At 70.6% G+C, this 20,777-nt stretch carries 19 protein-coding genes; 16 read left to right on the top strand and 3 right to left on the bottom strand.

All coding sequences use genetic code 11. The features are described 5' to 3' along the window. The first annotated feature begins 50 nt into the window (after window positions 1-50). Window positions 51-1,469: a sugar porter family MFS transporter gene (locus P8A20_RS09980; protein ID WP_147959697.1), complete on the top strand. Its 1,419-nt coding sequence runs from the start codon at window positions 51-53 to the stop codon at window positions 1,467-1,469. A 99-nt stretch (window positions 1,470-1,568) separates the two neighbouring features. Here P8A20_RS09980 and P8A20_RS09975 read toward each other — a convergent pair whose 3' ends face one another. Next, window positions 1,569-2,960 carry a purine-cytosine permease family protein gene (locus P8A20_RS09975; protein ID WP_147959698.1) on the bottom strand — a complete coding sequence of 464 codons (1,392 nt, stop codon included), beginning with the start codon at window positions 2,958-2,960 and terminating at the stop codon, window positions 1,569-1,571. A gap of 110 nt (window positions 2,961-3,070) precedes the next feature. Here P8A20_RS09975 and ftsY point away from each other — a divergent pair, with 110 nt between their 5' ends. Further along, a complete protein-coding gene (ftsY, locus tag P8A20_RS09970) occupies window positions 3,071-4,276 on the top strand; it encodes a signal recognition particle-docking protein FtsY (protein ID WP_147959699.1) in 1,206 nt (401 codons plus the stop codon). Between the two features lie 65 nt (window positions 4,277-4,341). Here ftsY and P8A20_RS09965 read toward each other — a convergent pair whose 3' ends face one another. After that, complete coding sequence (locus P8A20_RS09965; protein ID WP_306103359.1) at window positions 4,342-4,989, bottom strand: bifunctional DNA primase/polymerase; 648 nt, start codon at window positions 4,987-4,989, stop codon at window positions 4,342-4,344. A 442-nt stretch (window positions 4,990-5,431) separates the two neighbouring features. Between P8A20_RS09965 and nsdA the strand changes: the two genes are divergently transcribed. The 5 genes from nsdA to ffh all read left to right on the top strand — a co-directional run bounded on the left by nsdA (window position 5,432) and on the right by ffh (window position 13,194). Beyond that, window positions 5,432-6,907: a transcriptional repressor NsdA gene (gene nsdA / locus P8A20_RS09960; protein WP_306103358.1), complete on the top strand. Its 1,476-nt coding sequence runs from the start codon at window positions 5,432-5,434 to the stop codon at window positions 6,905-6,907. A gap of 336 nt (window positions 6,908-7,243) precedes the next feature. Further along, window positions 7,244-8,596: an ammonium transporter gene (locus P8A20_RS09955; protein WP_147959702.1), complete on the top strand. Its 1,353-nt coding sequence runs from the start codon at window positions 7,244-7,246 to the stop codon at window positions 8,594-8,596. Continuing rightward, window positions 8,593-8,931 (top strand): P-II family nitrogen regulator, encoded by a 339-nt coding sequence (locus P8A20_RS09950; protein WP_033304048.1) that lies wholly within the window; start codon window positions 8,593-8,595, stop codon window positions 8,929-8,931. Before P8A20_RS09955 ends, P8A20_RS09950 begins: the two co-directional genes overlap by 4 nt. Before the next feature lie 32 nt (window positions 8,932-8,963). Further along, window positions 8,964-11,414: a [protein-PII] uridylyltransferase gene (locus tag P8A20_RS09945; protein WP_147959703.1), complete on the top strand. Its 2,451-nt coding sequence runs from the start codon at window positions 8,964-8,966 to the stop codon at window positions 11,412-11,414. 232 nt (window positions 11,415-11,646) lie between these two features. Next, the gene (gene ffh / locus P8A20_RS09940; RefSeq protein ID WP_306103357.1) at window positions 11,647-13,194 is read left to right on the top strand and encodes a signal recognition particle protein; all 1,548 of its coding nucleotides are present in this window, start codon (window positions 11,647-11,649) and stop codon (window positions 13,192-13,194) included. 60 nt (window positions 13,195-13,254) lie between these two features. Here ffh and P8A20_RS09935 read toward each other — a convergent pair whose 3' ends face one another. Then, window positions 13,255-14,121 carry a class I SAM-dependent methyltransferase gene (locus tag P8A20_RS09935; protein WP_306103356.1) on the bottom strand — a complete coding sequence of 289 codons (867 nt, stop codon included), beginning with the start codon at window positions 14,119-14,121 and terminating at the stop codon, window positions 13,255-13,257. 520 nt (window positions 14,122-14,641) lie between these two features. On the opposite strand from P8A20_RS09935, the gene P8A20_RS09930 reads away from it, so the two are divergent. From P8A20_RS09930 to lepB (P8A20_RS09890), 9 genes are all read left to right on the top strand, one after another. Then, window positions 14,642-15,235 (top strand): hypothetical protein, encoded by a 594-nt coding sequence (locus P8A20_RS09930; RefSeq protein ID WP_014153813.1) that lies wholly within the window; start codon window positions 14,642-14,644, stop codon window positions 15,233-15,235. Between the two features lie 155 nt (window positions 15,236-15,390). Continuing rightward, the gene (gene rpsP, locus P8A20_RS09925; RefSeq protein ID WP_015578912.1) at window positions 15,391-15,831 is read left to right on the top strand and encodes a 30S ribosomal protein S16; all 441 of its coding nucleotides are present in this window, start codon (window positions 15,391-15,393) and stop codon (window positions 15,829-15,831) included. A 2-nt stretch (window positions 15,832-15,833) separates the two neighbouring features. Next, window positions 15,834-16,073, top strand: coding sequence for an RNA-binding protein (locus P8A20_RS09920; protein ID WP_014153811.1), 240 nt, complete (start codon window positions 15,834-15,836; stop codon window positions 16,071-16,073). Window positions 16,074-16,179: 106 nt separating this feature from the next. Next, window positions 16,180-16,812 (top strand): ribosome maturation factor RimM, encoded by a 633-nt coding sequence (gene rimM, locus P8A20_RS09915; protein ID WP_306103355.1) that lies wholly within the window; start codon window positions 16,180-16,182, stop codon window positions 16,810-16,812. After that, a complete protein-coding gene (gene trmD, locus P8A20_RS09910) occupies window positions 16,812-17,633 on the top strand; it encodes a tRNA (guanosine(37)-N1)-methyltransferase TrmD (protein WP_147960469.1) in 822 nt (273 codons plus the stop codon). The genes rimM and trmD overlap by 1 nt, the downstream gene beginning before the upstream one ends. A 124-nt stretch (window positions 17,634-17,757) precedes the next feature. Next, window positions 17,758-18,108 carry a 50S ribosomal protein L19 gene (gene rplS / locus P8A20_RS09905; protein ID WP_031100562.1) on the top strand — a complete coding sequence of 117 codons (351 nt, stop codon included), beginning with the start codon at window positions 17,758-17,760 and terminating at the stop codon, window positions 18,106-18,108. A gap of 45 nt (window positions 18,109-18,153) precedes the next feature. After that, window positions 18,154-18,927 carry a signal peptidase I gene (gene lepB / locus P8A20_RS09900; protein ID WP_147959707.1) on the top strand — a complete coding sequence of 258 codons (774 nt, stop codon included), beginning with the start codon at window positions 18,154-18,156 and terminating at the stop codon, window positions 18,925-18,927. Next, window positions 18,920-19,978, top strand: coding sequence for a signal peptidase I (lepB, locus tag P8A20_RS09895; protein ID WP_147959708.1), 1,059 nt, complete (start codon window positions 18,920-18,922; stop codon window positions 19,976-19,978). Before lepB (P8A20_RS09900) ends, lepB (P8A20_RS09895) begins: the two co-directional genes overlap by 8 nt. After that, window positions 19,896-20,777 (top strand): signal peptidase I, encoded by an 882-nt coding sequence (gene lepB / locus P8A20_RS09890; protein WP_147960470.1) that lies wholly within the window; start codon window positions 19,896-19,898, stop codon window positions 20,775-20,777. The genes lepB (P8A20_RS09895) and lepB (P8A20_RS09890) overlap by 83 nt, the downstream gene beginning before the upstream one ends.

Genomic DNA, 20,777 nt, shown 5'->3' with positions numbered 1-20,777 from the left:
GAGGGCTCACCCCCCACACCTGACGTTGTTGCCAGGTACCAGGAGTTCATGTGACCAGCACAGCGAGCGGACCGGAGTCCGGGGCCCGAGGGGCACACCCGGACCATCTCGGCCACGTCATCTTCATCACGGCTGCCGCGGCGATGGGCGGCTTCCTCTTCGGCTACGACAGCTCCGTGATCAACGGCGCCGTCGAGGCCATCCGTGACCGCTATGACATCGGGTCAGGGACGCTGGCGCAGGTCATCGCCATCGCTCTGATCGGCTGTGCCATCGGCGCGGCCACGGCGGGGCGCATCGCCGACCGGATCGGCCGTATCCGCTGCATGCAGATCGCCTCGGTGCTGTTCACCATCAGTGCCGTCGGTTCGGCGCTGCCGTTCGCCCTCTGGGACCTCGCCATGTGGCGGATCATCGGCGGCTTCGCGATCGGCATGGCCTCGGTCATCGGCCCGGCGTACATCGCCGAGGTCTCGCCGCCCGCCTACCGAGGGCGCCTCGGGTCCTTCCAGCAGGCCGCCATCGTGGTCGGCATCGCCATCTCGCAGCTGGTCAACTACGGCATCCTGCAGATCGCCGACGGCGACCAGCGCGGCAAGATCGCCGGCTTCGAGGCCTGGCAGTGGATGCTGGGCGTGATGGTCCTGCCGGCCATCCTGTACGGGCTCCTGTCCTTCGTGATCCCCGAGTCGCCGCGCTTCCTGATCTCCGTGGGCAAGAGGGACCGCGCCCGGAAGATCCTCGAAGAGGTCGAGGGCAAGCACGTCGACCTCGACGCTCGCGTGGACGAGATCGAGACGGCCATGCGCCGCGAGCACAAGTCCAAGTTCAGCGACCTGCTCGGCAGCCGTTTCGGCTTCCTGCCGATCGTCTGGGTCGGTATCGGACTGTCGGTCTTCCAGCAGCTCGTCGGCATCAACGTCGCGTTCTACTACTCGGCGACGCTCTGGCAGTCCGTCGGCATCGACCCGACCGACTCGTTCTTCTACTCGTTCACCACGTCGATCATCAACATCATCGGCACCGTGATCGCCATGATCCTGGTGGACCGTGTGGGCCGCAGGCCCCTCGCGCTCATCGGATCCATGGGTATGGCGATCGCCCTGGCGTTCGAGGCGTGGGCCTTCTCCGCCGACCTCGTCGACGGCAAGCTGCCCACCACGCAGGGCACCGTGGCCCTTGTCGCGGCCCATGTCTTCGTGCTCTTCTTCGCCCTGTCGTGGGGTGTCGTGGTCTGGGTCTTCCTCGGTGAGATGTTCCCGAACCGCATCCGCGCCGCCGCCCTCGGCGTCGCCGCCTCCGCGCAGTGGATCGCCAACTGGGCGATCACCGCGAGCTTCCCGAGCCTGGCCGACTGGAACCTCTCGGGCACCTACATCATCTACACCTGCTTCGCCGTGCTCTCGATCCCCTTCGTGCTCAAGTTCGTGAAGGAGACCAAGGGCAAGGCGCTGGAGGAGATGGGCTAATCCCCGCTGCCCCTCTCCTCGGACACGCTGCCCCGGACCGGCCCATGCCGGACCGGGGCAGCGTGCTGTCCGGAGGCGGGCCGGGGCGGCGACGCGGCATCAGAACCGGGCGGGCGCCCGGCCCGTTCCGTCCGCCGGCCGGGGCAGCGCCGCGTACATCCCCGCCGCGACGAGGATCGTGACCGCCCAGCCCAGCCCGTGACGCCCCGTCCAGGAGGCGCCCAGCGGTCCCGTGAACCATTCCACGTCGGTGAACAGCAGGCCCACCACGAGGGCCGTGCCCCAGGCGGCCATGGCCTGCCGGCTGTAGCCGCCGGAGTACCAGTAGCCGCTGCGGGGCGTGGTGTCCATGAGGGCCTCGGGGTCGTACACACGGCCTCGGAGCAGGTCCACTCCGAAGACCCCGGCCCAGGCGGAGAACGTCACGCCGAGCAGGGTGAGGAAGGAGAGGAAGGTGTCGACGAAGCTCGTGGCCACCATCATCAGCGTCCCGCCCAGCAGCAGGCTGATCGCCGCGTTCACACCCACGGCCCAGGCGCGGGGGACCGCGAATCCGAGGGTCTGGGCGGTGAAGCCGGCGGAGTACATCGACATCGCGTTGACCAGAACCATGCCGATGACGGCCATCAGCAGGTACGGCACCGAGATCCACTTCGGCAGCAACTCGCCGATGAACGCCACGGGGTCCTTCGCCACGGCCAGATGCGGTGAGCTCACGGCCATCACGGCGCCCGTCGCCACCATCGGGGGGACGGTGACGAGTGCCCCTCCCACGGCCGCGACGACCATCGCACGGTCCGACGCGGACCTGGGCAGGTAGCGGGCGAAATCCGGCGCCGAGGGGACCCAGCTCAGGCCCCCGGCCACCAGCGTCCCCACCCCGGCGACCATCATCGCCGCCGGGCCCGGCGGCTGCTCCAGGACGGTCCGCCACGGCGCCGTCTCCACCAGATGGCCGAGGACCAGAAGGGTCGCTGCCCCGAAAAGGGCGACGGAGACCCGGGAGGCCACCCGCAACGCCCTGATCCCGATCCCCGACACGAGGAAGCCGCCGGCGACGAAGGCCGTCAGTGTGACCAGGATCAGCGTGGGGGTGCTCCGGACGCCGAAGAGCAGATGCAGCACGGCCAGCAGGGCGTAGGAGCCGGTGACCGCGTTCACGGTCTCCCAGCCCCAGCGGACCACCCACAGCAGAGCGCCGGGGAAGAGGTTGCCGCGCTGCCCGAAGACCGCCCTGGACAGTGCCATACCGGGCGCCCCGCCGCGCTTGCCCGCCACGGAGACGAGGCCGACGAGCCCGAAGGAGAGGACCGACGCCGTGACGGCCACGGCCAGCACCTGCCAGAGGTTCAGCCCGTCGAGGACGGTGAGCCCCGCGCCCACCGTCAGCAGCAGCACGGTCAGGTTGGCCGTCACCCAGGTGGGGAAGAGGGTGCGGACCCGGCCGGTGCGCTCATGATCCGGGACAGGGTCCAGGCCGCGGTTCTCCACGGGCAGCAGCGTACCTTTACCCCCAAACGTGGCATACCGGCCAGCTCGCGGACACCCGCTGCCTTCTGTGACCGCGCCGGACCGCGGCCGTGGCCGATACTGGACGCGTTATGGAAATCGTCATCCTTGCTGTAGTCATCGCCCTGGTCGCGGTCGGCCTGATCAGCGGGCTCGTGGTCAGCAGCCGCAAGAAGAAGCAGCTGCCGCCCTCGGCGCCGTCGAGCACGCCGACCATCACTCCTCCCGCCGAGCCCCGTGTCGGCGAGGAAGCCGAGACGCCGCGCGACGAAGCGCGGCGCACCATCGAGGAGGTCGGTCTCCCCGGCGCCGGGACTCCCGTCGAGGAAACCCCCGTCGTCATCGAGCCGGAGGTACCCGAGCTCGAAGTCCCCGAGCCCACCGCGGGCCGTCTGGTGCGGCTCCGCGCCCGGCTCGCGCGTTCCCAGAACTCCCTGGGCAAGGGCCTGCTCACGCTGCTGTCCCGCGACAACCTCGACGAGGACACCTGGGAGGAGATCGAGGACACCCTCCTCACCGCCGATGTCGGCGTCGCTCCCACCCAGGAACTCGTGGAGCGGCTCCGTGAGCGCGTCCGCGTCCTCGGCACCCGTACGCCCGACGAGCTGCGCACCCTGTTGCGTGAGGAACTCGTCACCCTGCTCGGCCCCGACCTCGACCGTGAGGTGAAGACGGAGGGCGGCGACGCGACGCCCGGCGTCGTGATGGTCGTCGGGGTCAACGGCACCGGCAAGACGACCACGACGGGCAAGCTCGCCCGGGTCCTCGTCGCCGACGGCCGTAGTGTCGTGCTCGGCGCCGCGGACACCTTCCGCGCCGCCGCCGCCGACCAGCTCCAGACCTGGGGCGAGCGCGTCGGCGCCCGCACGGTGCGTGGCCCCGAGGGCGGCGACCCCGCTTCGATCGCCTTCGACGCGGTGAAGGAAGGTATCGCCGAGGGCGCCGACGTCGTGCTCATCGACACCGCGGGCCGGCTGCACACGAAGACCGGCCTGATGGACGAGCTCGGCAAGGTCAAGCGGGTGGTCGAGAAGCACGGCCCGCTCGACGAGGTGCTGCTCGTCCTCGACGCCACGACCGGACAGAACGGCCTCGTCCAGGCGCGGGTCTTCGCCGAGGTGGTCGACATCACCGGCATCGTCCTCACCAAGCTGGACGGCACCGCCAAGGGCGGCATCGTCATCGCCGTCCAGCGCGAGCTGGGCGTGCCCGTGAAGCTCATCGGCCTCGGCGAGGGGCCGGACGACCTGGCCCCGTTCGAGCCGGGCGCCTTCGTCGACGCGCTGATCGGTGACTGACCGGTACACCCGCGCACAGGCGTGAAGGGCGGTGGACCCCGAAGGGGGTCACCGCCCTTCGGCGTTCACCAGCGGTGGCATATGTAGGCGAGGGTGCCCAGCAGCAGCCGGGCCTGCGGGGGAGCGGCGGCCGTGTCGGGATCCGGCGGCCGCAGCCAGCGGACGGGGCCCAGCCCGCCGAGATCGGACGGGGGAGCGGTGACGTACGCACCACGGCCCAGTGCCCGCAGGTCCAGACCGGCGTCGTCCCAGCCCATCCGGTAGAGCAGCCCCGGCAGTCCCACCGCGGCCCCGGGGGCGACGTAGAACTGTGTACGGCCGGACGGCGTCACCGCGACGGGGCCCAGCGGTACTCCCAGGCGCTCCATCCGCACCAGGGCGCGCCGGCCCGCCGCCTCCGGGACGTCGAGCACGTCGAAGGTCCGGCCCACGGGGAGCAGCATCGCGGCCCCCGGCACCTCCGCCCAGGCCTCCGCCGCCGTTTCCGGGGTGGCGCCCGGCGGCACCTCCCGGGCGAAGTCCAGCGGATGGGCCCCGGGGGCTGCGCACGCGGAGTCGCCGCACGAGCAGACGCCTCCTGACGCACGCGCTCCCGGAGCCACCGCCCAGCCCCAGAGTCCTGTGTACTCGGCCACCGCGGTCGCCCCGGCCGCACGGCCGCGGCGCCGTGTGCCGGAGCGCATCTCCCGGATGCCGCCGATCGTGAAGCCCATGCCCCCTCCAACGGGTCCGACTCACCGGTGGTTACGACCCGGGGTCCTCAGCACTCGACGTACTGCTCGACGTACTTCGCGCGCCGTCGATCCGCCGGCGTGCGAAGTGGCGTCCGAGGGGTGCGGCACGGGAACCGCGCGCCCCTGAATGCTTCACTCCGCTCCTTGCTGATCGCGACCTGTCAAGTGAATCGCGGACCGTGTCGAACAGGTTCATCCGAAGGGGTGGCGAATGGTGGCGTTTCCGCAACTGCCCTCGCCGCAGCGGTGATCGTAGGATTACCGTGGGTACCCGAACCTGCAATTGCATCTGCAGTTGAGTATGCCTCGGGCAATCCGCCGATCTGTTCGATGGTGTGCGAGGCCCGTACGGACAGCGCCGAGGCACGGCATTCTGATAGAGGTTCGCGCGACAGGTTTCAGCGGGGATGGGGGCGTTCCAGTGAGTGGCAGCGGCGCAGGCGAGACGAATGCCGGAAAGCGCCCCAACGAGCAGTTGGGTTCGTGGTTCGTGCGCAGCGGCTGGTCGAAGGGTGAGCTCGCCCGCCAGGTGAACCGGCGGGCCCGCCAGCTGGGTGCCCACCACATCAGCACCGACACCTCCCGCGTGCGCCGCTGGCTGGACGGCGAACAGCCCCGAGAGCCCATCCCGCGCATCCTCTCCGAACTCTTCTCCGAGCGCTTCGGCGCCGTCGTCTCCGTCGAGGACCTCGGCCTGCGCGCTGCTCACCAGGCACCCTCGGTGGCGGGGGTCGACCTGCCCTGGGCGGGTCCGCAGACCGTCGCGCTGCTCAGCGAGTTCTCCCGCAGCGACCTGATGCTCGCCCGCCGCGGCTTCCTCGGCAGCTCCCTGGCCCTGGCCGCCGGCCCCACCCTCATCGAGCCCATGCAGCGCTGGCTGGTGCCCGTCACCCGCCCCGGGCAGCCGGAGGCCGAGCTGCCCACCGCGGAGAGCCGCCCCTCACGGCTCTCCGGCCCCGAACTGGACCTGCTCGAATCGACCACCGCGATGTTCCGCCAGTGGGACGCCCAGTGCGGCGGCGGGCTGCGCCGCAAGGCCGTCGTCGGCCAGCTGCACGAGGTCACCGACCTGCTGCAGGAGCCACAGCCCCGGGACACCGCGAAACGCCTGTTCCGCTGCGCGGCCGAACTCGCCGAGCTCGCGGGCTGGATGAGCTACGACGTAGGCCTCCAGCCCACCGCCCAGAAGTACTTCGTGCTCGCGCTGCACGCCTCCAAGGAAGCGGGCGACAAGCCGCTGGGCTCGTACATCCTCTCCAGCATGAGCCGCCAGATGATCCACCTCGGCAGGCCCGACGACGCGCTCGAACTCGTCCACCTCGCCCAGTACGGCAGCCGCGACTGCGCCACCGCCCGGACCCAGGCCATGCTGTATGCGATGGAGGCGCGCGCCTACGCCAACATGGGCCAGCCCAGCAAGTGCAAGCGAGCGGTCCGGATGGCCGAGGACACCTTCGAGGACGCCGTCCTCGACGACGAGCCCGAGCCCGACTGGATCCGCTTCTTTTCCGAGGCCGAACTGCACGGCGAGAACTCCCACTCCTACCGTGACCTCGCCTATGTCGCCGGCCGCAGCCCGACGTACGCCTCGCTCGCCGAGCCCGTCATGGCCCGCGCGGTCGAGCTGTTCGGGGAGGACGACGAGCACCAGAGGTCCTACGCGCTCAACCTGATCGGCATGGCGACCGTCCATCTCCTCCAGCGCGAGCCGGAGGAGTCGGCCGTCCTCGCCACCAGGGCCCTGAAGATCGCCAAGAAGGTCCGGTCGGAGCGCGTCAACACCCGGCTCCGCAAGACCGTCGACACCGCTGCCAGGGACTTCGGGGACGTACCCGAGGTCGCCAGGCTCACCGACCTGCTCACCGAGCAGCTCCCGGAGACCGCCGAAGCGGTCTGACCGGAACCCTGCCACCGGCCACGACGGCCGCCCCGTACCACCCGACTCGGCTCCCCCATTGCCAGGTCAGCGGGTCGCCGTCGTGGCCGGTTCACGTTCCCGGCCTTTCAACCGCACCGTATGCGGCGCGGGCAGCATGGTAGGCAGCACACCGGGCCCGACACCCCTGGTTCATCGGTACGTAACACGCGGAGTTCCTTCGTCACTGCGGTGAAACATCGTGCGGCATCCGTGGAAACCGCGCTGCGCGAATCTCATGGCGCATAACCGGCCCGCACCTTTTCACCGTGGTCCCGCACCCCCGCACGTGGCCGCACCGACGACGAGGAGACGCCGATGCCCCCAGGCATCACGACGCTTGCCGCAGACGCCCCCGAGCTGTCTGCCGCCAACACAGGGTTCATGCTCATCTGCTCCGCGCTGGTGATGCTCATGACCCCGGGTCTGGCCTTCTTCTACGGAGGCATGGTCCGCGTCAAGAGCACCCTGAACATGCTGATGATGAGCTTCATCAGCCTCGGGATCGTCACGATCCTGTGGGTGCTCTACGGATTCAGCCTCGCCTTCGGCACCGACATCGGCTCCGTCATCGGCTGGAGCTCGGACTTCGTCGGCCTCAGCGGGATCGGCGTCACCGAACTCTGGGACGGCTACACCATCCCGGTGTACGTCTTCGCCGTCTTCCAGATGATGTTCGCCGTCCTCACCCCCGCCCTGATCAGCGGCGCCCTCGCCGACCGCGTCAAGTTCACCTCCTGGGCCCTGTTCGTCGCCCTGTGGGTCACCGTCGTCTACTTCCCGGTCGCGCACTGGGTCTGGGGCGCCGGCGGCTGGCTCTTCGAGCTGGGTGTCATCGACTTCGCCGGCGGTACCGCCGTCCACATCAACGCCGGTGCGGCGGCCCTCGGCGTGATCCTCGTCATCGGCAAGCGGGTCGGCTTCAAGAAGGACCCGATGCGGCCGCACAGCCTGCCGCTCGTCATGCTCGGCGCGGCCCTCCTGTGGTTCGGCTGGTTCGGCTTCAACGCGGGCTCCTGGCTCGGCAACGATGACGGTGTCGGCGCGGTCATGTTCGTCAACACACAGGTCGCCACCGGTGCCGCGGTCCTCGGCTGGCTCGCCTACGAGAAGATCCGCCACGGCTCCTTCACCACTCTCGGTGCCGCCTCCGGCGCCGTCGCGGGCCTCGTCGCCATCACTCCCGCGGGCGGTGCGGTCAGCCCGCTCGGCGCCATCGCGATCGGCGTCATCGCCGGTGTCCTGTGCGCCATGGCCGTCGGCCTCAAGTACAAGTTCGGCTACGACGACTCCCTGGACGTCGTCGGCGTCCACCTCGTCGGCGGCATCCTCGGCTCCCTCCTCGTCGGCTTCTTCGCCACCGGTGGCGTGCAGTCCGACGCCAAGGGCCTCTTCTACGGCGGCGGACTCGACCAGCTCGGCAAGCAGGCCGTCGGTGTCTTCGCGGTGCTCGCCTACTCCCTGGTCGTCTCCGCGCTCCTGGCGCTCGTCCTCGACCGGACCATCGGGATGCGGGTCAGCGAGGACGACGAGGTATCCGGCATCGACCAGGTCGAGCACGCCGAGACGGCGTACGACTTCAGCGGTGCCGGCGGCGGCTCCATCGCCCGCACCACGCCTCCGGCGCCCGGCACCGCGGCAGCCCCGACGAACAAGAAGGTGGACGCATGAAGCTCATCACCGCAGTCGTGAAGCCGCACCGGCTGGACGAGATCAAGGAGGCCCTCCAGGCCTTCGGCGTCCAGGGCCTCACGGTCACGGAGGCCAGCGGTTACGGGCGTCAGCGCGGCCACACCGAGGTCTACCGTGGTGCCGAGTACACCGTCGACCTCGTCCCGAAGATCCGCATCGAGGTGCTCGTCGAGGACGAGGACGCCGAACAGCTCATCGACGTGGTCGTCAAGGCGGCCCGGACGGGCAAGATCGGTGACGGCAAGGTCTGGAGCGTCCCCGTCGACACCGCGATCCGCGTCCGCACCGGCGAACGCGGCCCGGACGCACTCTGACCGACGGTCCATGTGAACGGAAGGGCAGCTGGGTGACGAGCACCGAAGTGATGACCGAATCCGAGGACTCGGGACCCAGCGGCTACGCGGCGGCCCGGCTGCGCCTCCTCCAGAAGGAGGCGCGGTCCGGGCCGCCGCGCCGTGCCGCCCTGGCCCGGCTCACCGACGAATGGCTCAACGGGCTGTTCACCACGGCCGCCGAGCGGGCGGGCATCCGCGGCGCCGCCCTCGTCGCCGTCGGCGGATACGGCCGCGGCGAGCTCTCGCCGCGCAGCGACCTCGACCTGCTGCTCCTGCACGACGGCACGGCCGACGCCGCGGCTCTCGCCGCGCTCGCCGACGGCATCTGGTACCCCGTCTGGGACCTCGGCCTCGCCCTCGACCACTCCGTGCGCACCCCCGGTGAGGCGCGCAGGACCGCGGGGGAGGACCTCAAGGTCCAGCTCGGACTGCTCGACGCGCGGCCCGTCGCAGGGGACCTCGGCCTCGTCGCCGGGCTGCGGACCACGGTCCTCGCCGACTGGCGCAACCAGGCCCCCAAGCGCCTTCCCGCGCTCGACGAGCTCTGCCGTGAACGCGCCGAACGCATGGGCGAGCTCCAGTTCCTCCTGGAACCCGACCTCAAGGAGGCCCGCGGCGGTCTCCGCGACGCCACCGCCCTGCGGGCCGTCGCGGCGTCCTGGGTCGCGGACGCTCCTCGCGAAGGCCTCGCGGAAGCCCGCCGTACGCTCCTCGACGCACGTGACGCGCTCCACCTCACCACCGGCCGGGCCACCGACCGCCTCGCCCTGCAGGAGCAGGACCAGGTCGCCGGGGCCCTCGGTCTGCTCGACGCCGACGCCCTGCTGCGCCAGGTCTACGAGGCCGCCCGGACCGTCTCCTACGCGACCGACGTCACCTGGCGCGAGGTCAACCGCGTCCTGCGTGCCCGCTCCGCGCGGCCGCGGCTGCGGACGATCCTCGGCGGCGCCAAGGCCGCACCGGAACGCACCCCGCTCGCCGAGGGCGTGGTCGAGGCCGACGGCGAGGTCGTCCTCGCGCGCACCGCCCGCCCCGAACGCGACCCCGTGCTCACCCTCAGGGCCGCCGCAGCGGCGGCGGAGGCCGGACTGCCGCTCTCCCGACACCTCGTACGCCACCTGGGCACCGCGGCCCAGCCGCTGCCCGTGCCGTGGCCCTCCCAGGCCCGCGAGGAGCTCGTCACCCTCCTCGGTGCCGGCGAAGCCACCGTCGGCGTCTGGGAGGCGCTGGAGGCGGAGGGCATCATCACCCGCCTGCTGCCCGACTGGGAACGGGTGCACTGCCGTCCGCAGCGCAACCCCGTCCACACCTGGACCGTCGACCGGCACCTCGTCGAGACGGCCGTCCGCGCCTCCCACCTCACCCGGCGCGTCGGCCGGCCCGACCTCCTGCTGATCGCCGCCCTGCTCCACGACATCGGCAAGGGCTGGCCCGGCGACCACTCCGTCGCGGGTGAGGTCATCGCCCGCGACATGGCCGCACGCATCGGCTTCGACAAGCAGGACGTGGGTGTCGTCGCCACCCTCGTGCGCCACCACCTGCTGCTCATCGACACCGCCACCCGCCGCGACCTCGACGACCCCGCGACCGTCCGTTCCGTCGCCACGGCCGTGGGCAGCGCCTCCACCCTGGAACTCCTGCACGCCCTCACCGAGGCCGACGCCCTGGCCACCGGCCCCGCCGCGTGGAGCTCCTGGAGGGCCTCCCTCGTCGCCGACCTGGTCAAACGCGTCGCCGCGCTCCTGGCCGGCGAGGAACCGCCCGCCCCCGAGCCGCTCGCACCCAATGCCGAGCAGGAACGCCTCGCCGTCGAGGCCCTGCGCACCGGTGAGCCCGTCCTGTCCCTGCACACCCGGACCGAACCGGCCTCCGAGGACGGCGAACCCGAACCCGTCGGCGTCGAACTCCTCATCGCCCTGCCCGACCGCCCCGGGGTACTGCCGGCGGCGGCCGGGGTCCTCGCCCTGCACCGGCTCACCGTGCGCGCCGCCGACCTGCGCGCCGTCGAGCTCCCCACCGAGCTGGGCGAGACCGCGGGGCTGCTGGTGCTCAGCTGGCGCGTCGCGGCCGAGTACGGTTCGCTCCCGCAGGCCGCGAGGCTCCGCGCCGATCTCGTACGGGCCCTGGACGGCTCCCTGGACATCCGGGCCAGGCTCGCCGAACGCGAGGCGGCCTACCCGCGACGGCGCGGAGTGAAGGCCCCGCCCCCCAGGGTGACCGTCGCGGCCGCCGGCTCACGCCTGGCCACGGTCATCGAGGTCCGAGCGCAGGACGCCCCCGGGCTGCTGCACCGGATCGGGCGGGCGCTGGAGCGGAGCGCGGTGCGCGTACGCAGCGCACACGTGTCGACGCTGGGGGCGAACGCGGTGGACACGGTCTACGTCACGCGCGAGGACGGTACGCCGCTGCCCGAAGCCGAGGCGGCCGCGTTGGCGAGGACGCTGGAGGAGGCGCTGAGCTGAGGCCGTGACGCGCCGTGCCCGGTCCCGTCGGGCCGAGGGAGTCCGTTCCCCTGCTCCAGGGGGTGTTCCGGCATCCACGGCGTAAGCTCCGAGCGTCGATACGTGTTCCCCGCCGCGGCGGGAATCCCAGCCCTCGCAGGTCGAGTGCGACCGGTGAGGGCCGGCGTTTGCACGGGCCAGATACTCTGGACACCGATACCACCGCCCCCGACCCTGAGGACCGACGAGCGCCGTGTTCGATACTCTCTCCGACCGCCTTGCCGCGACTTTCAAGAACCTCCGGGGCAAGGGCCGCTTGTCCGAGGCCGACATCGACGCCACGGCTCGTGAGATCCGTATCGCCCTGCTCGAAGCCGACGTCGCCCTCCCCGTCGTCCGCGCGTTCATCGCCAACATCAAGGAGCGGGCGCGCGGCGTCGAGGTCTCCCAGGCGCTGAACCCCGCCCAGCAGGTCGTCAAGATCGTCAACGAGGAGCTCGTCGGCATCCTCGGCGGCGAGACCCGGCGGCTGCGGTTCGCCAAGAACCCGCCCACCGTGATCATGCTCGCCGGTCTTCAGGGTGCCGGTAAGACCACCCTCGCCGGAAAGCTCGGCCTCTGGCTCAAGGCCCAGGGACACTCCCCGCTGCTGGTCGCCTGCGACCTCCAGCGCCCCAACGCCGTCAACCAGCTGAGCGTCGTCGCCGACCGAGCGGGTGTCGCGGTCTACGCGCCGGAGCCGGGCAACGGCGTCGGCGACCCGGTCAAGGTCGCCAAGGACTCCATCGAGTTCGCCAAGGCCAAGGTCCACGACATCGTCATCGTCGACACCGCGGGCCGCCTCGGTATCGACGAGGAGCTGATGCGGCAGGCCGCGGACATCCGTGACGCCGTCAGCCCCGACGAGATCCTCTTCGTCGTCGACGCGATGATCGGTCAGGACGCGGTCAACACCGCCGAGGCCTTCCGCGACGGCGTCGGCTTCGACGGCGTGGTGCTCTCCAAGCTCGACGGTGACGCCCGCGGTGGTGCCGCCCTGTCGATCGCCCACGTCACGGGCAAGCAGATCATGTTCGCGTCGAACGGTGAGAAGCTCGAGGACTTCGACGCCTTCCACCCCGACCGCATGGCGTCCCGCATCCTCGACATGGGTGACCTCCTCACCCTGATCGAGCAGGCGGAGAAGACCTTCAGCCAGGAAGAGGCCGCCAAAATGGCCTCCAAGCTGGCGTCGAGCAAGGGCAAGGACTTCACGCTCGACGACTTCCTGGCGCAGATGGAGCAGGTCAGGAAGATGGGCTCCATCTCCAAGCTGCTCGGGATGCTGCCCGGCATGGGGCAGATCAAGGATCAGATCAACAACATCGACGAGCGCGACGTGGACCGCACGGCCGCGATCATCAAGTCGATGACCCCCAAGGAGCGCGCCGAGCCGACGATCATCAACGGCTCGCGCCGGGCCCGTATCGCCAAGGGCTCCGGTGTCGAGGTCTCCGCGGTGAAGAACCTCGTGGAGCGCTTCTTCGAGGCCCGCAAGATGATGTCGAAGATGGCTCAGGGCGGTGGCATGCCCGGGATGCCGGGGATGCCCGGCATGGGTGGCGGCCCCGGTCGTCAGAAGAAGCAGGCCAAGCAGGCCAAGGGCAAGCGCAAGAGCGGCAACCCGATGAAGCGCAAGGCCGAGGAAGCGGCCGAGGCGGCCCGCCGGGAGCAGGCGGCCCAGGGCGGCGCGTTCAACCTGCCCGCGCAGGAGGACAAGAACTTCGAGCTGCCGGACGAGTTCAAGAAGTTCATGGGCTGACCGGCCCGGCACACGCACGAAGGGGCACCCCGCCCGGCGGGGTGCCCCTTCGCGTTCCCGTCAGGTCACGCACACCAGGTAGCGGAAGACGTTCGGCATCCACACCGTGCCGTCGGGCCGCCGATGCGGATGCAGGGCCTCCGCGACCTCCTTCTCCACCTGGGTGCGGTCCGTGGCCCGGACCGCAGTGTCGAACAGGCCGGTCGACAGCAGGCCGCGCACCGCGCTGTCCACGTCGGCGTAACCGAACGGGCAGGACACCCGGCCCGAGCCGTCCGGTTTGAGCCCGGCCCGCGCGGCGACCTCCTCCAGGTCGTCCCGCAGGGTCGGCCGCCAGTCGTTCCCGGAGCGCGGGGCGCGTGTCGACTCGGTGAGCCTGGCCGCGACCCTCAGCACGGGCGCGGTGGCGCAGCGCTCCGGCGGTCCCCAGCCGGCCAGCACCACCGTGGCTCCGCGCACCGCCAGCGGCACGGCGGAGGCCAGCGCCGGCGCGAGCCCCTCGGAGTCCCCGGCCGCGCAGCCGATCGGCTGGAAGGCGGTCAGCAGGTCGTAGGGGGCCTCCCCGTCCGGGACGGCCGCCGGGACGCTGTCCAGGAGTCTTGCCCGGCGATCCGTGTGTCCGGGGCCGGCGTCCTGTCCCATGTCGGAGGCGAGGCGCTCGCGGGCCAGCGCGAGCCGCTCCCGGTCGGTGTCGACGCCGGTGACGCGCGCCCCGCGCGAGGCCGCGATCAGCAGCGCGAGCCCGGAACCGCAGCCGAGGGAGAGCATCCGCGTACCGGCCCCGACTTCGAGGCGCTCGTACACCGCCTCGTACAGCGGTGCCAGCATGCGCTCCTGGATCTCGGCCCAGTCGCGGGCGCGGGTACCGGCGTCCACGGGGGCGGACGAATCCGCGTACCTGTGGTGCCGGACGAGCGTAGGTGTCATGGAATGCGCCCCAATCCGCCGTGAGGTCGGTCGTGCCCGAGTGAGGTCCCCCATGTCTATGTGCTGTGTATGTGTGCCCACAGCCCCCGTAAGCCAGAGAACTCCGCATCGGCGGTCCCGTCCAGAGGTCGGACGGGGTGGGATGACATTGCGTGCGTGCTCCGGTCGTGCGCCCCCGGCGCCACGTGTCCGCCGCGGGCGCCGGGAACAGCGCGCCCGCTGCCCGCTTCCACACAGTGTCACCCGACACACGGGGCGCAGCACGTCGAGCGCCGTCACCCCCGGCCGCGACCGCTGCGCGACCGTCCCGCCGTGCCGGGTACTGTCGCCGGCGGGGCGCCCGTCCACGCCGGTGCGTACGCGTTGCTACGTACCACCTTGGTGCGAGCTGTGAGACTTCTCCGCTGATCTGCGCACCCGCCCTCGTCCGGACACATCAAGGGCAACTGACTGGTACGTGCAAATTATTTGGGATGGCCCGGAATAGGAACACCGGAGCACCCAGGCTCGTTGTCACGACGTGAGCACGACACCACCTGTACTTGCCGCAGAGCTGGCACAGGCGTGGGCCGACATTCAGCGGTACCACCCCGAGCTGCCCGATCTTGCCGCGCCAGAGTCCCTGATCGGAGAGTCCTCGTCCGCCTGTGGCGCCGAGCTCTCCTTCGAACGGCTGCTCCATGAGGCAGTCCACGGCATCGCTGCCGCGAGAGGTGTCCGGGACACCTCCCGCGCCGGCCGCTACCACAACCGACGCTTCCTCGCGATCGCCGAGGAGCTGGGCCTCGACCATGCCGAGGAGCCCCACCCCAGCAGCGGATTCTCGTTGGTGACGCTGAATCCCGAGGCCAAACGCAGGTACCGCCCGACGGCGGAACGCCTCCAGCGGGCGCTCAAGGCGCACACCGTCGCCACCGCCGCCGACACCAAGCGCTCGTTCCGCGGCCCCGCCGCACGGCACGGCTCGTCCGGGGGAGGGGTGCGGGTCAAGGCCGTCTGCGACTGCGGGCGCAACGTCCGCGTCGTTCCGTCGGTCCTCGCCCAGGCCCCGATCGTCTGCGGCGGCTGCGGCAAGCCCTTCCGTATCCCGGAAGGGGCGGTCGCGGTGGGGTGACCCGATCCGGTGTGGCACAATGGTCAGCTGTACTCGACAGTCGCACAGGACCCCTCTCTCCTCCGGCTGACGCGTCCATCGGGCACCCGAGTACCGCAACCCCACGTGGCATCTTTTGTGCCCACCCACGTCAGAGACCAGGAGACACCACTTCCGTGGCAGTCAAGATCAAGCTGAAGCGTCTGGGCAAGATCCGTTCGCCTCACTACCGCATCGTCGTCGCCGACTCCCGTACCCGCCGTGACGGCCGGGCCATCGAGGAGATCGGCCTGTACCACCCGGTGCAGAACCCCTCGCGCATCGAGGTCAACGCAGAGCGCGCGCAGTACTGGCTGTCCGTCGGCGCCCAGCCGACCGAGCCGGTCCTCGCGATCCTGAAGCTCACCGGTGACTGGCAGGCGCACAAGGGCCTTCCGGCCCCCGCGCCGCTGCTGCAGCCGGAGCCCAAGGCTGACAAGCGCGCCCTGTTCGAGGCCCTGGCCACGGACGGCGACGAGGCCAAGGGTGAGGCCATCACCCAGAAGGCCAAGAAGTCGGACAAGAAGGCGGACGAGGCGGCTGACGCTGCTGCGTCCACCGAGTCGACCGAGGCCTGAGCATGCTCGAGGAGGCTCTTGAGCACCTCGTGAAGGGCATCGTCGACAACCCCGACGATGTGCAGGTCGCCTCGCGTGACCTGCGCCGTGGACGCGTGCTCGAGGTCCGGGTCCATCCCGATGACCTCGGCAAGGTGATCGGCCGTAACGGCCGCACCGCACGCGCCCTGCGTACCGTCGTGGGTGCCATCGGCGGACGTGGAATCCGTGTCGACCTCGTCGATGTGGACCAGGTTCGCTGAAAGAGTTGAACACCGGCCGGGGCCGGGGAGGGCTTTCGAGCCGTCCCCGGCCTTTGTCGTCCGTACATGACCGCCTCCTCAGCAGAAGATCATCGGGAGAAGTAGCGTGCAGTTGGTAGTTGCGCGGATCGGTCGCGCCCATGGCATCAAGGGCGACGTCACCGTCGAGGTGCGCACCGACGAGCCCGAGCTCCGGCTCGGCCCCGGGGCCGTACTGGCCACCGAGCCCGCCCATGCCGGGCCGCTGACGATCGAGACCGGCCGGGTGCACAGCGGCAGGCTGCTGCTGCGGTTCGAGGGCGTGCGTGACCGCAGCGCCGCCGAGGCGCTGCGCAACATCCTGCTGATCGCCGAGGTGGACCCGGAGGAACTCCCCGACGACCCCGAGGAGTTCTACGACCACCAGCTGATGGACCTCGACGTCGTCCTCGGCGACGGCACGGAGATCGGCCGGATCACCGAGATCTCGCACCTGCCGTCCCAGGACCTCTTCATCGTGGAACGGGCGGACGGGAGTGAGGTGATGATCCCGTTCGTCGAGGAGATCGTCACCGAGATCGACCTGGAGGAGCAGCGCATCGTCATCGAGCCGCCGCCGGGCCTGATCGACGAGAGCGAGGCCGAGGTCGCCTCCGCACGCGACACGGACGGCTCCACGGAGGACGCCGACGGCGCCGGGAGGGACGCGGCGGAGCAGGCGAAGGGCGCGGCGGACGACGTGAGGAAGGGCGACGCGTGATGCGGCTCGACGTCGTCACGATCTTCCCCGAGTACCTGGAACCGCTGAACGTCTCGCTCGTCGGCAAGGCCCGGGCCCGCGGCAGCCTCGACGTACACGTCCACGACCTCCGGGACTGGACCTACGACCGGCACAACACCGTGGACGACACCCCGTACGGCGGGGGCCCCGGGATGGTCATGAAGACCGACCCCTGGGGTGAGGCGCTCGACGACGCGCTGGCCGGCGGGTACGAGGCCGGGGCGCACTCGCCGGTGCTCGTGGTGCCGACCCCCAGTGGCAGGCCGTTCACGCAGGAACTGGCCGTCGAGCTCTCCGAACGGCCGTGGCTGGTCTTCACCCCCGCCCGCTACGAGGGCATCGACCGCCGCGTGACGGACGAGTACGCGACGCGGATGCCGGTCGTCGAGGTGTCCATCGGCGACTACGTCCTGGCCGGCGGTGAAGCCGCCGTCCTGGTGATCACCGAGGCGGTGGCCCGGCTGCTGCCCGGGGTGCTCGGCAACGCCGAGTCGCACCGTGACGACTCCTTCGCGCCCGGGGCCATGGCCGACCTGCTCGAGGGGCCGGTCTACACGAAGCCGCCCGAGTGGCGTGGCCGCGGCATCCCCGAGGTGCTGCTCAGCGGTCATCACGGCCGGATCGCACGCTGGCGACGGGACGAGGCGTTCCGCCGTACCGCCCTGCACCGGCCCGATCTCATCGAGCGCTGCGAGGCGTCCGGCTTCGACAAGAAGGACCGCGAGATGCTCTCCATCCTCGGCTGGTCGCCCTCGCCCGACGGGCGATTTTGGCGCAGGCCCGAGGCCGTGGAAGAATAGGCCCGCTGTACGTCCGGCGTGCGCCCCTGCCACAGGGGGACAGACGCCCGCCCGATGCGAACGGCATCCGAACCTCACTCTCTCCCGTCGATGACCTGTGGCATCGGCGAAGAAAGCAGACAACATGACTTCCCTGCTCGATGGCGTCAACGCCGCCTCGCTCCGTACCGACCTCCCGGCCTTCCGTCCCGGTGACACCGTCAACGTCCACGTGCGCGTGATCGAGGGCAACCGCTCCCGTATCCAGCAGTTCAAGGGCGTCGTCATCCGCCGCCAGGGCTCGGGCGTCAGCGAGACCTTCACGGTCCGCAAGGTCTCCTTCAGCGTCGGCGTCGAGCGCACCTTCCCGGTGCACAGCCCGATCTTCGAGAAGATCGAGCTCGTCACCCGCGGTGACGTCCGTCGCGCCAAGCTGTACTTCCTCCGTGAGCTCCGCGGCAAGGCCGCGAAGATCAAGGAGAAGCGCGACCGCTGATTCACCTCCGGCGTCCACAGCGGGGCCCGATAGGATTCGGCCCCGATGGACACGGAAGCACAGCACATGGAGCGCGATCGTTCCTCCTGCCCCCCGGACGGGGCGGAGGAAGGGTCGCGCTCCACGCATGTCCCGGACCGGTCGGCGGCATCACTGTCGTGGGGCCGAACCGTCTTCCTGGGCATGCTCTGCACGGTCGCCCTGCTGCTCTTCAGCAGCTTCGTGCTGCAGCCCTTCCTGATCCCCAGTGGCTCGATGCAGCCCACGCTGAGGGTCGGGGACCGGGTCCTCGTGAACAAACTGGCGTACCGTTTCGGCTCGGAGCCCGGACGCGGCGACGTGGTGGTCTTCGACGGCACCGGATCCTTCATCCAGGAGACGGAGTCGGACGTGGACGGCGTCGGCGCGCTGCTGCGCGGGGCTGCCGCGTCCCTCGGGCTGGCCGAGCCCGCCGGGTCCGACTTCGTGAAGCGGGTGGTGGGCGTGGGGGGCGACCGTGTGGTCTGCTGCGACAAGCGGGGAAGGCTCGAGGTGAACGGCACCTCCGTGGACGAGCCCTATCTGCACCCGGGTGACCGGCCCTCCGACGTCGCCTTCGACATCGTGGTGCCCGACGGCAAGTTGTGGGTGCTGGGCGACCACCGCAGCAACTCACGGGACTCCCGTGACCACCTGGGGCAGCCCGGTGGCGGCATGGTGCCCGTCGAGCGCGTGATCGGACGGGTCGACTGGCTCGGCTGGCCGCTCGGCAGACTCGGTTCCCTGGAGGGCACCGACGCCTTCACCGGTATACGGCCGTCGGACGCGGACCATGGGTAACCGGGGGCGCGGACGGGGAGCTCCGGACACGGGCCCGTCGCTGCCCACGGGGTCGAGGCCGACCACGGCCCGGTCGCTGCCCACGCGGGCGGAGCGCCGCAAGCTGGCCCGTAAGGTGAAACGCCGGAGGCGTCGGTCCGCGATCAAGGAGATACCTCTCCTCGTCCTGGTGGCGCTGCTGATCGCGCTGTTCCTCAAGACCTTCCTCGTCCAGGCCTTCGTGATCCCGTCCGGATCGATGGAGCAGACCATCCGGATCGGTGACCGGGTGCTCGTGGACAAGCTCACCCCCTGGTTCGGCTCCGAACCCCAGCGCGGTGACGTGGTGGTGTTCAAGGACCCGGGCGGCTGGCTGCAGCAGGAGAACACCCCGACCGAGGACCCGCCCGCCGGAGTCAAACAGGTCAAGGAACTGCTGACCTTCATCGGGCTGCTGCCCTCCGAGGACGAGCAGGATCTGATCAAACGCGTGGTGGCCGTAGGGGGCGACACCGTGAAGTGCTGCGGCGCCGACGGCAGGATCACGGTCAACGGTGTGGCGCTCGACGAGCCGTACCTGAACCCCGGCGATGTGCCGTCCACTCTCAAATTCGAGGTAAAGGTTCCCCAGGGCCGCATCTTCGTGATGGGGGACCACCGGTCGAATTCCGCCGACTCGCGCTTCCACCTCGACAAGCCGGGAACGGGCACGGTGTCGGAGGACGAGGTCGTCGGACGCGCCGTGGTGATCGCCTGGCCGTTCGGGCACTGGCGCAGGCTGGAGGAGCCCGGAACGTACGCCTCCGTCCCCGACGGGAGCGCCGGAGCGACGGCCGCGACAGCCCCGTCGAATAGTGTGTCCTCCCAGGATCGCAACGGAATGGTCCTGCTCCCGACCCCTGCGGAACTCCCGCTCGTTATGGGAGTGGTGGGCCTGCGCCGAATCGGGCGTGGGCGATGGCACGGAGTGAGGAGTGGATGTGGGGGATTTGGCGGTCGGCGCACGATCCGGACACGACGAACCCGAGGACCGGCCTTCGGGCAACGGGGTCCCGGCGGAGGCGGAGAGTGACGGCGAGTCCCCGGACGGTGGCAGTACGGCAGTGAAGAAGCCGCGTTCGTTCTGGAAGGAGCTGCCGCTCCTCATCGGCATCGCGCTCATTCTGGCGCTGCTCATCAAGACGTTCCTGGTGCAGGCGTTCTCGATCCCCTCCGACTCCATGCAGAACACCTTGCAGCGGGGTGACCGGGTACTGGTCGACAAGCTGACGCCGTGGTTCGGCTCCGAGCCGGAGCGCGGCGAGGTCGTGGTCTTCCACGACCCGGGCGGCTGGCTGGAGGACGCGGCCACCCCCGAGCCCAACGCGGTGCAGAAGTTCCTGAGCTTCATCGGGCTGATGCCGTCCGCGGAGGAGAAGGACCTGATCAAGCGGGTCATCGCGGTCGGCGGCGACACCGTCGAGTGCAAGAAGAACGGACCGGTCACGGTCAACGGCAAGGCACTGGACGACAAGTCGTTCATCTTCGCGGGCAACAGCGCCTGCGACGACGAGCCGTTCGGGCCGATCCATGTGCCCGAGGGCCGCATCTGGGTGATGGGCGACCACCGGCAGAACTCGCTGGATTCCCGCTACCACCAGGAGCTTCCCGGCCAGGGCACGGTGTCCACGGACGAGGTCGTCGGGCGGGCCGTCGTCGTGGCGTGGCCCATCAACCGCTGGGCGACCCTGCCGGTCCCGAAGACCTTCGACCAGCCCGGCCTCGACGCGGCTGCCGCCGCCGCGGTGCCCGGGGCACTGGGAGTAGCCGGAGCGCTGCCCCTCGTGTTCTGGCGTCGCCGCAGGCTGACCCGCGGGCATACCGCCGGGTAG

This window comes from Streptomyces sp. Alt3 (assembly GCF_030719215.1).
GTDB lineage: Bacteria > Actinomycetota > Actinomycetes > Streptomycetales > Streptomycetaceae > Streptomyces > Streptomyces glycanivorans.
The sequence above is the reverse complement of the archived record's forward strand: the minus strand, read 5'-3'. Positions and strand labels throughout refer to the sequence as shown.

Bases quoted from the DNA above. Each gene is read 5' to 3' on its own strand.
- ftsY (WP_147959699.1), top strand. From the start codon at position 3,071: ATGGAAATCGTCATCCTTGCTGTAGTCATCGCCCTGGTCGCGGTCGGC.
- P8A20_RS09965 (WP_306103359.1), bottom strand. From the start codon at position 4,989: ATGGGCTTCACGATCGGCGGCATCCGGGAGATGCGCTCCGGCACACGG.
- P8A20_RS09955 (WP_147959702.1), top strand. From the start codon at position 7,244: ATGCCCCCAGGCATCACGACGCTTGCCGCAGACGCCCCCGAGCTGTCT.
- P8A20_RS09950 (WP_033304048.1), top strand. From the start codon at position 8,593: ATGAAGCTCATCACCGCAGTCGTGAAGCCGCACCGGCTGGACGAGATC.
- P8A20_RS09935 (WP_306103356.1), bottom strand. From the start codon at position 14,121: ATGACACCTACGCTCGTCCGGCACCACAGGTACGCGGATTCGTCCGCC.
- P8A20_RS09920 (WP_014153811.1), top strand. From the start codon at position 15,834: ATGCTCGAGGAGGCTCTTGAGCACCTCGTGAAGGGCATCGTCGACAAC.
- trmD (WP_147960469.1), top strand. From the start codon at position 16,812: ATGCGGCTCGACGTCGTCACGATCTTCCCCGAGTACCTGGAACCGCTG.
- rplS (WP_031100562.1), top strand. From the start codon at position 17,758: ATGACTTCCCTGCTCGATGGCGTCAACGCCGCCTCGCTCCGTACCGAC.
- lepB (WP_147959707.1), top strand. From the start codon at position 18,154: ATGGACACGGAAGCACAGCACATGGAGCGCGATCGTTCCTCCTGCCCC.
- lepB (WP_147959708.1), top strand. From the start codon at position 18,920: ATGGGTAACCGGGGGCGCGGACGGGGAGCTCCGGACACGGGCCCGTCG.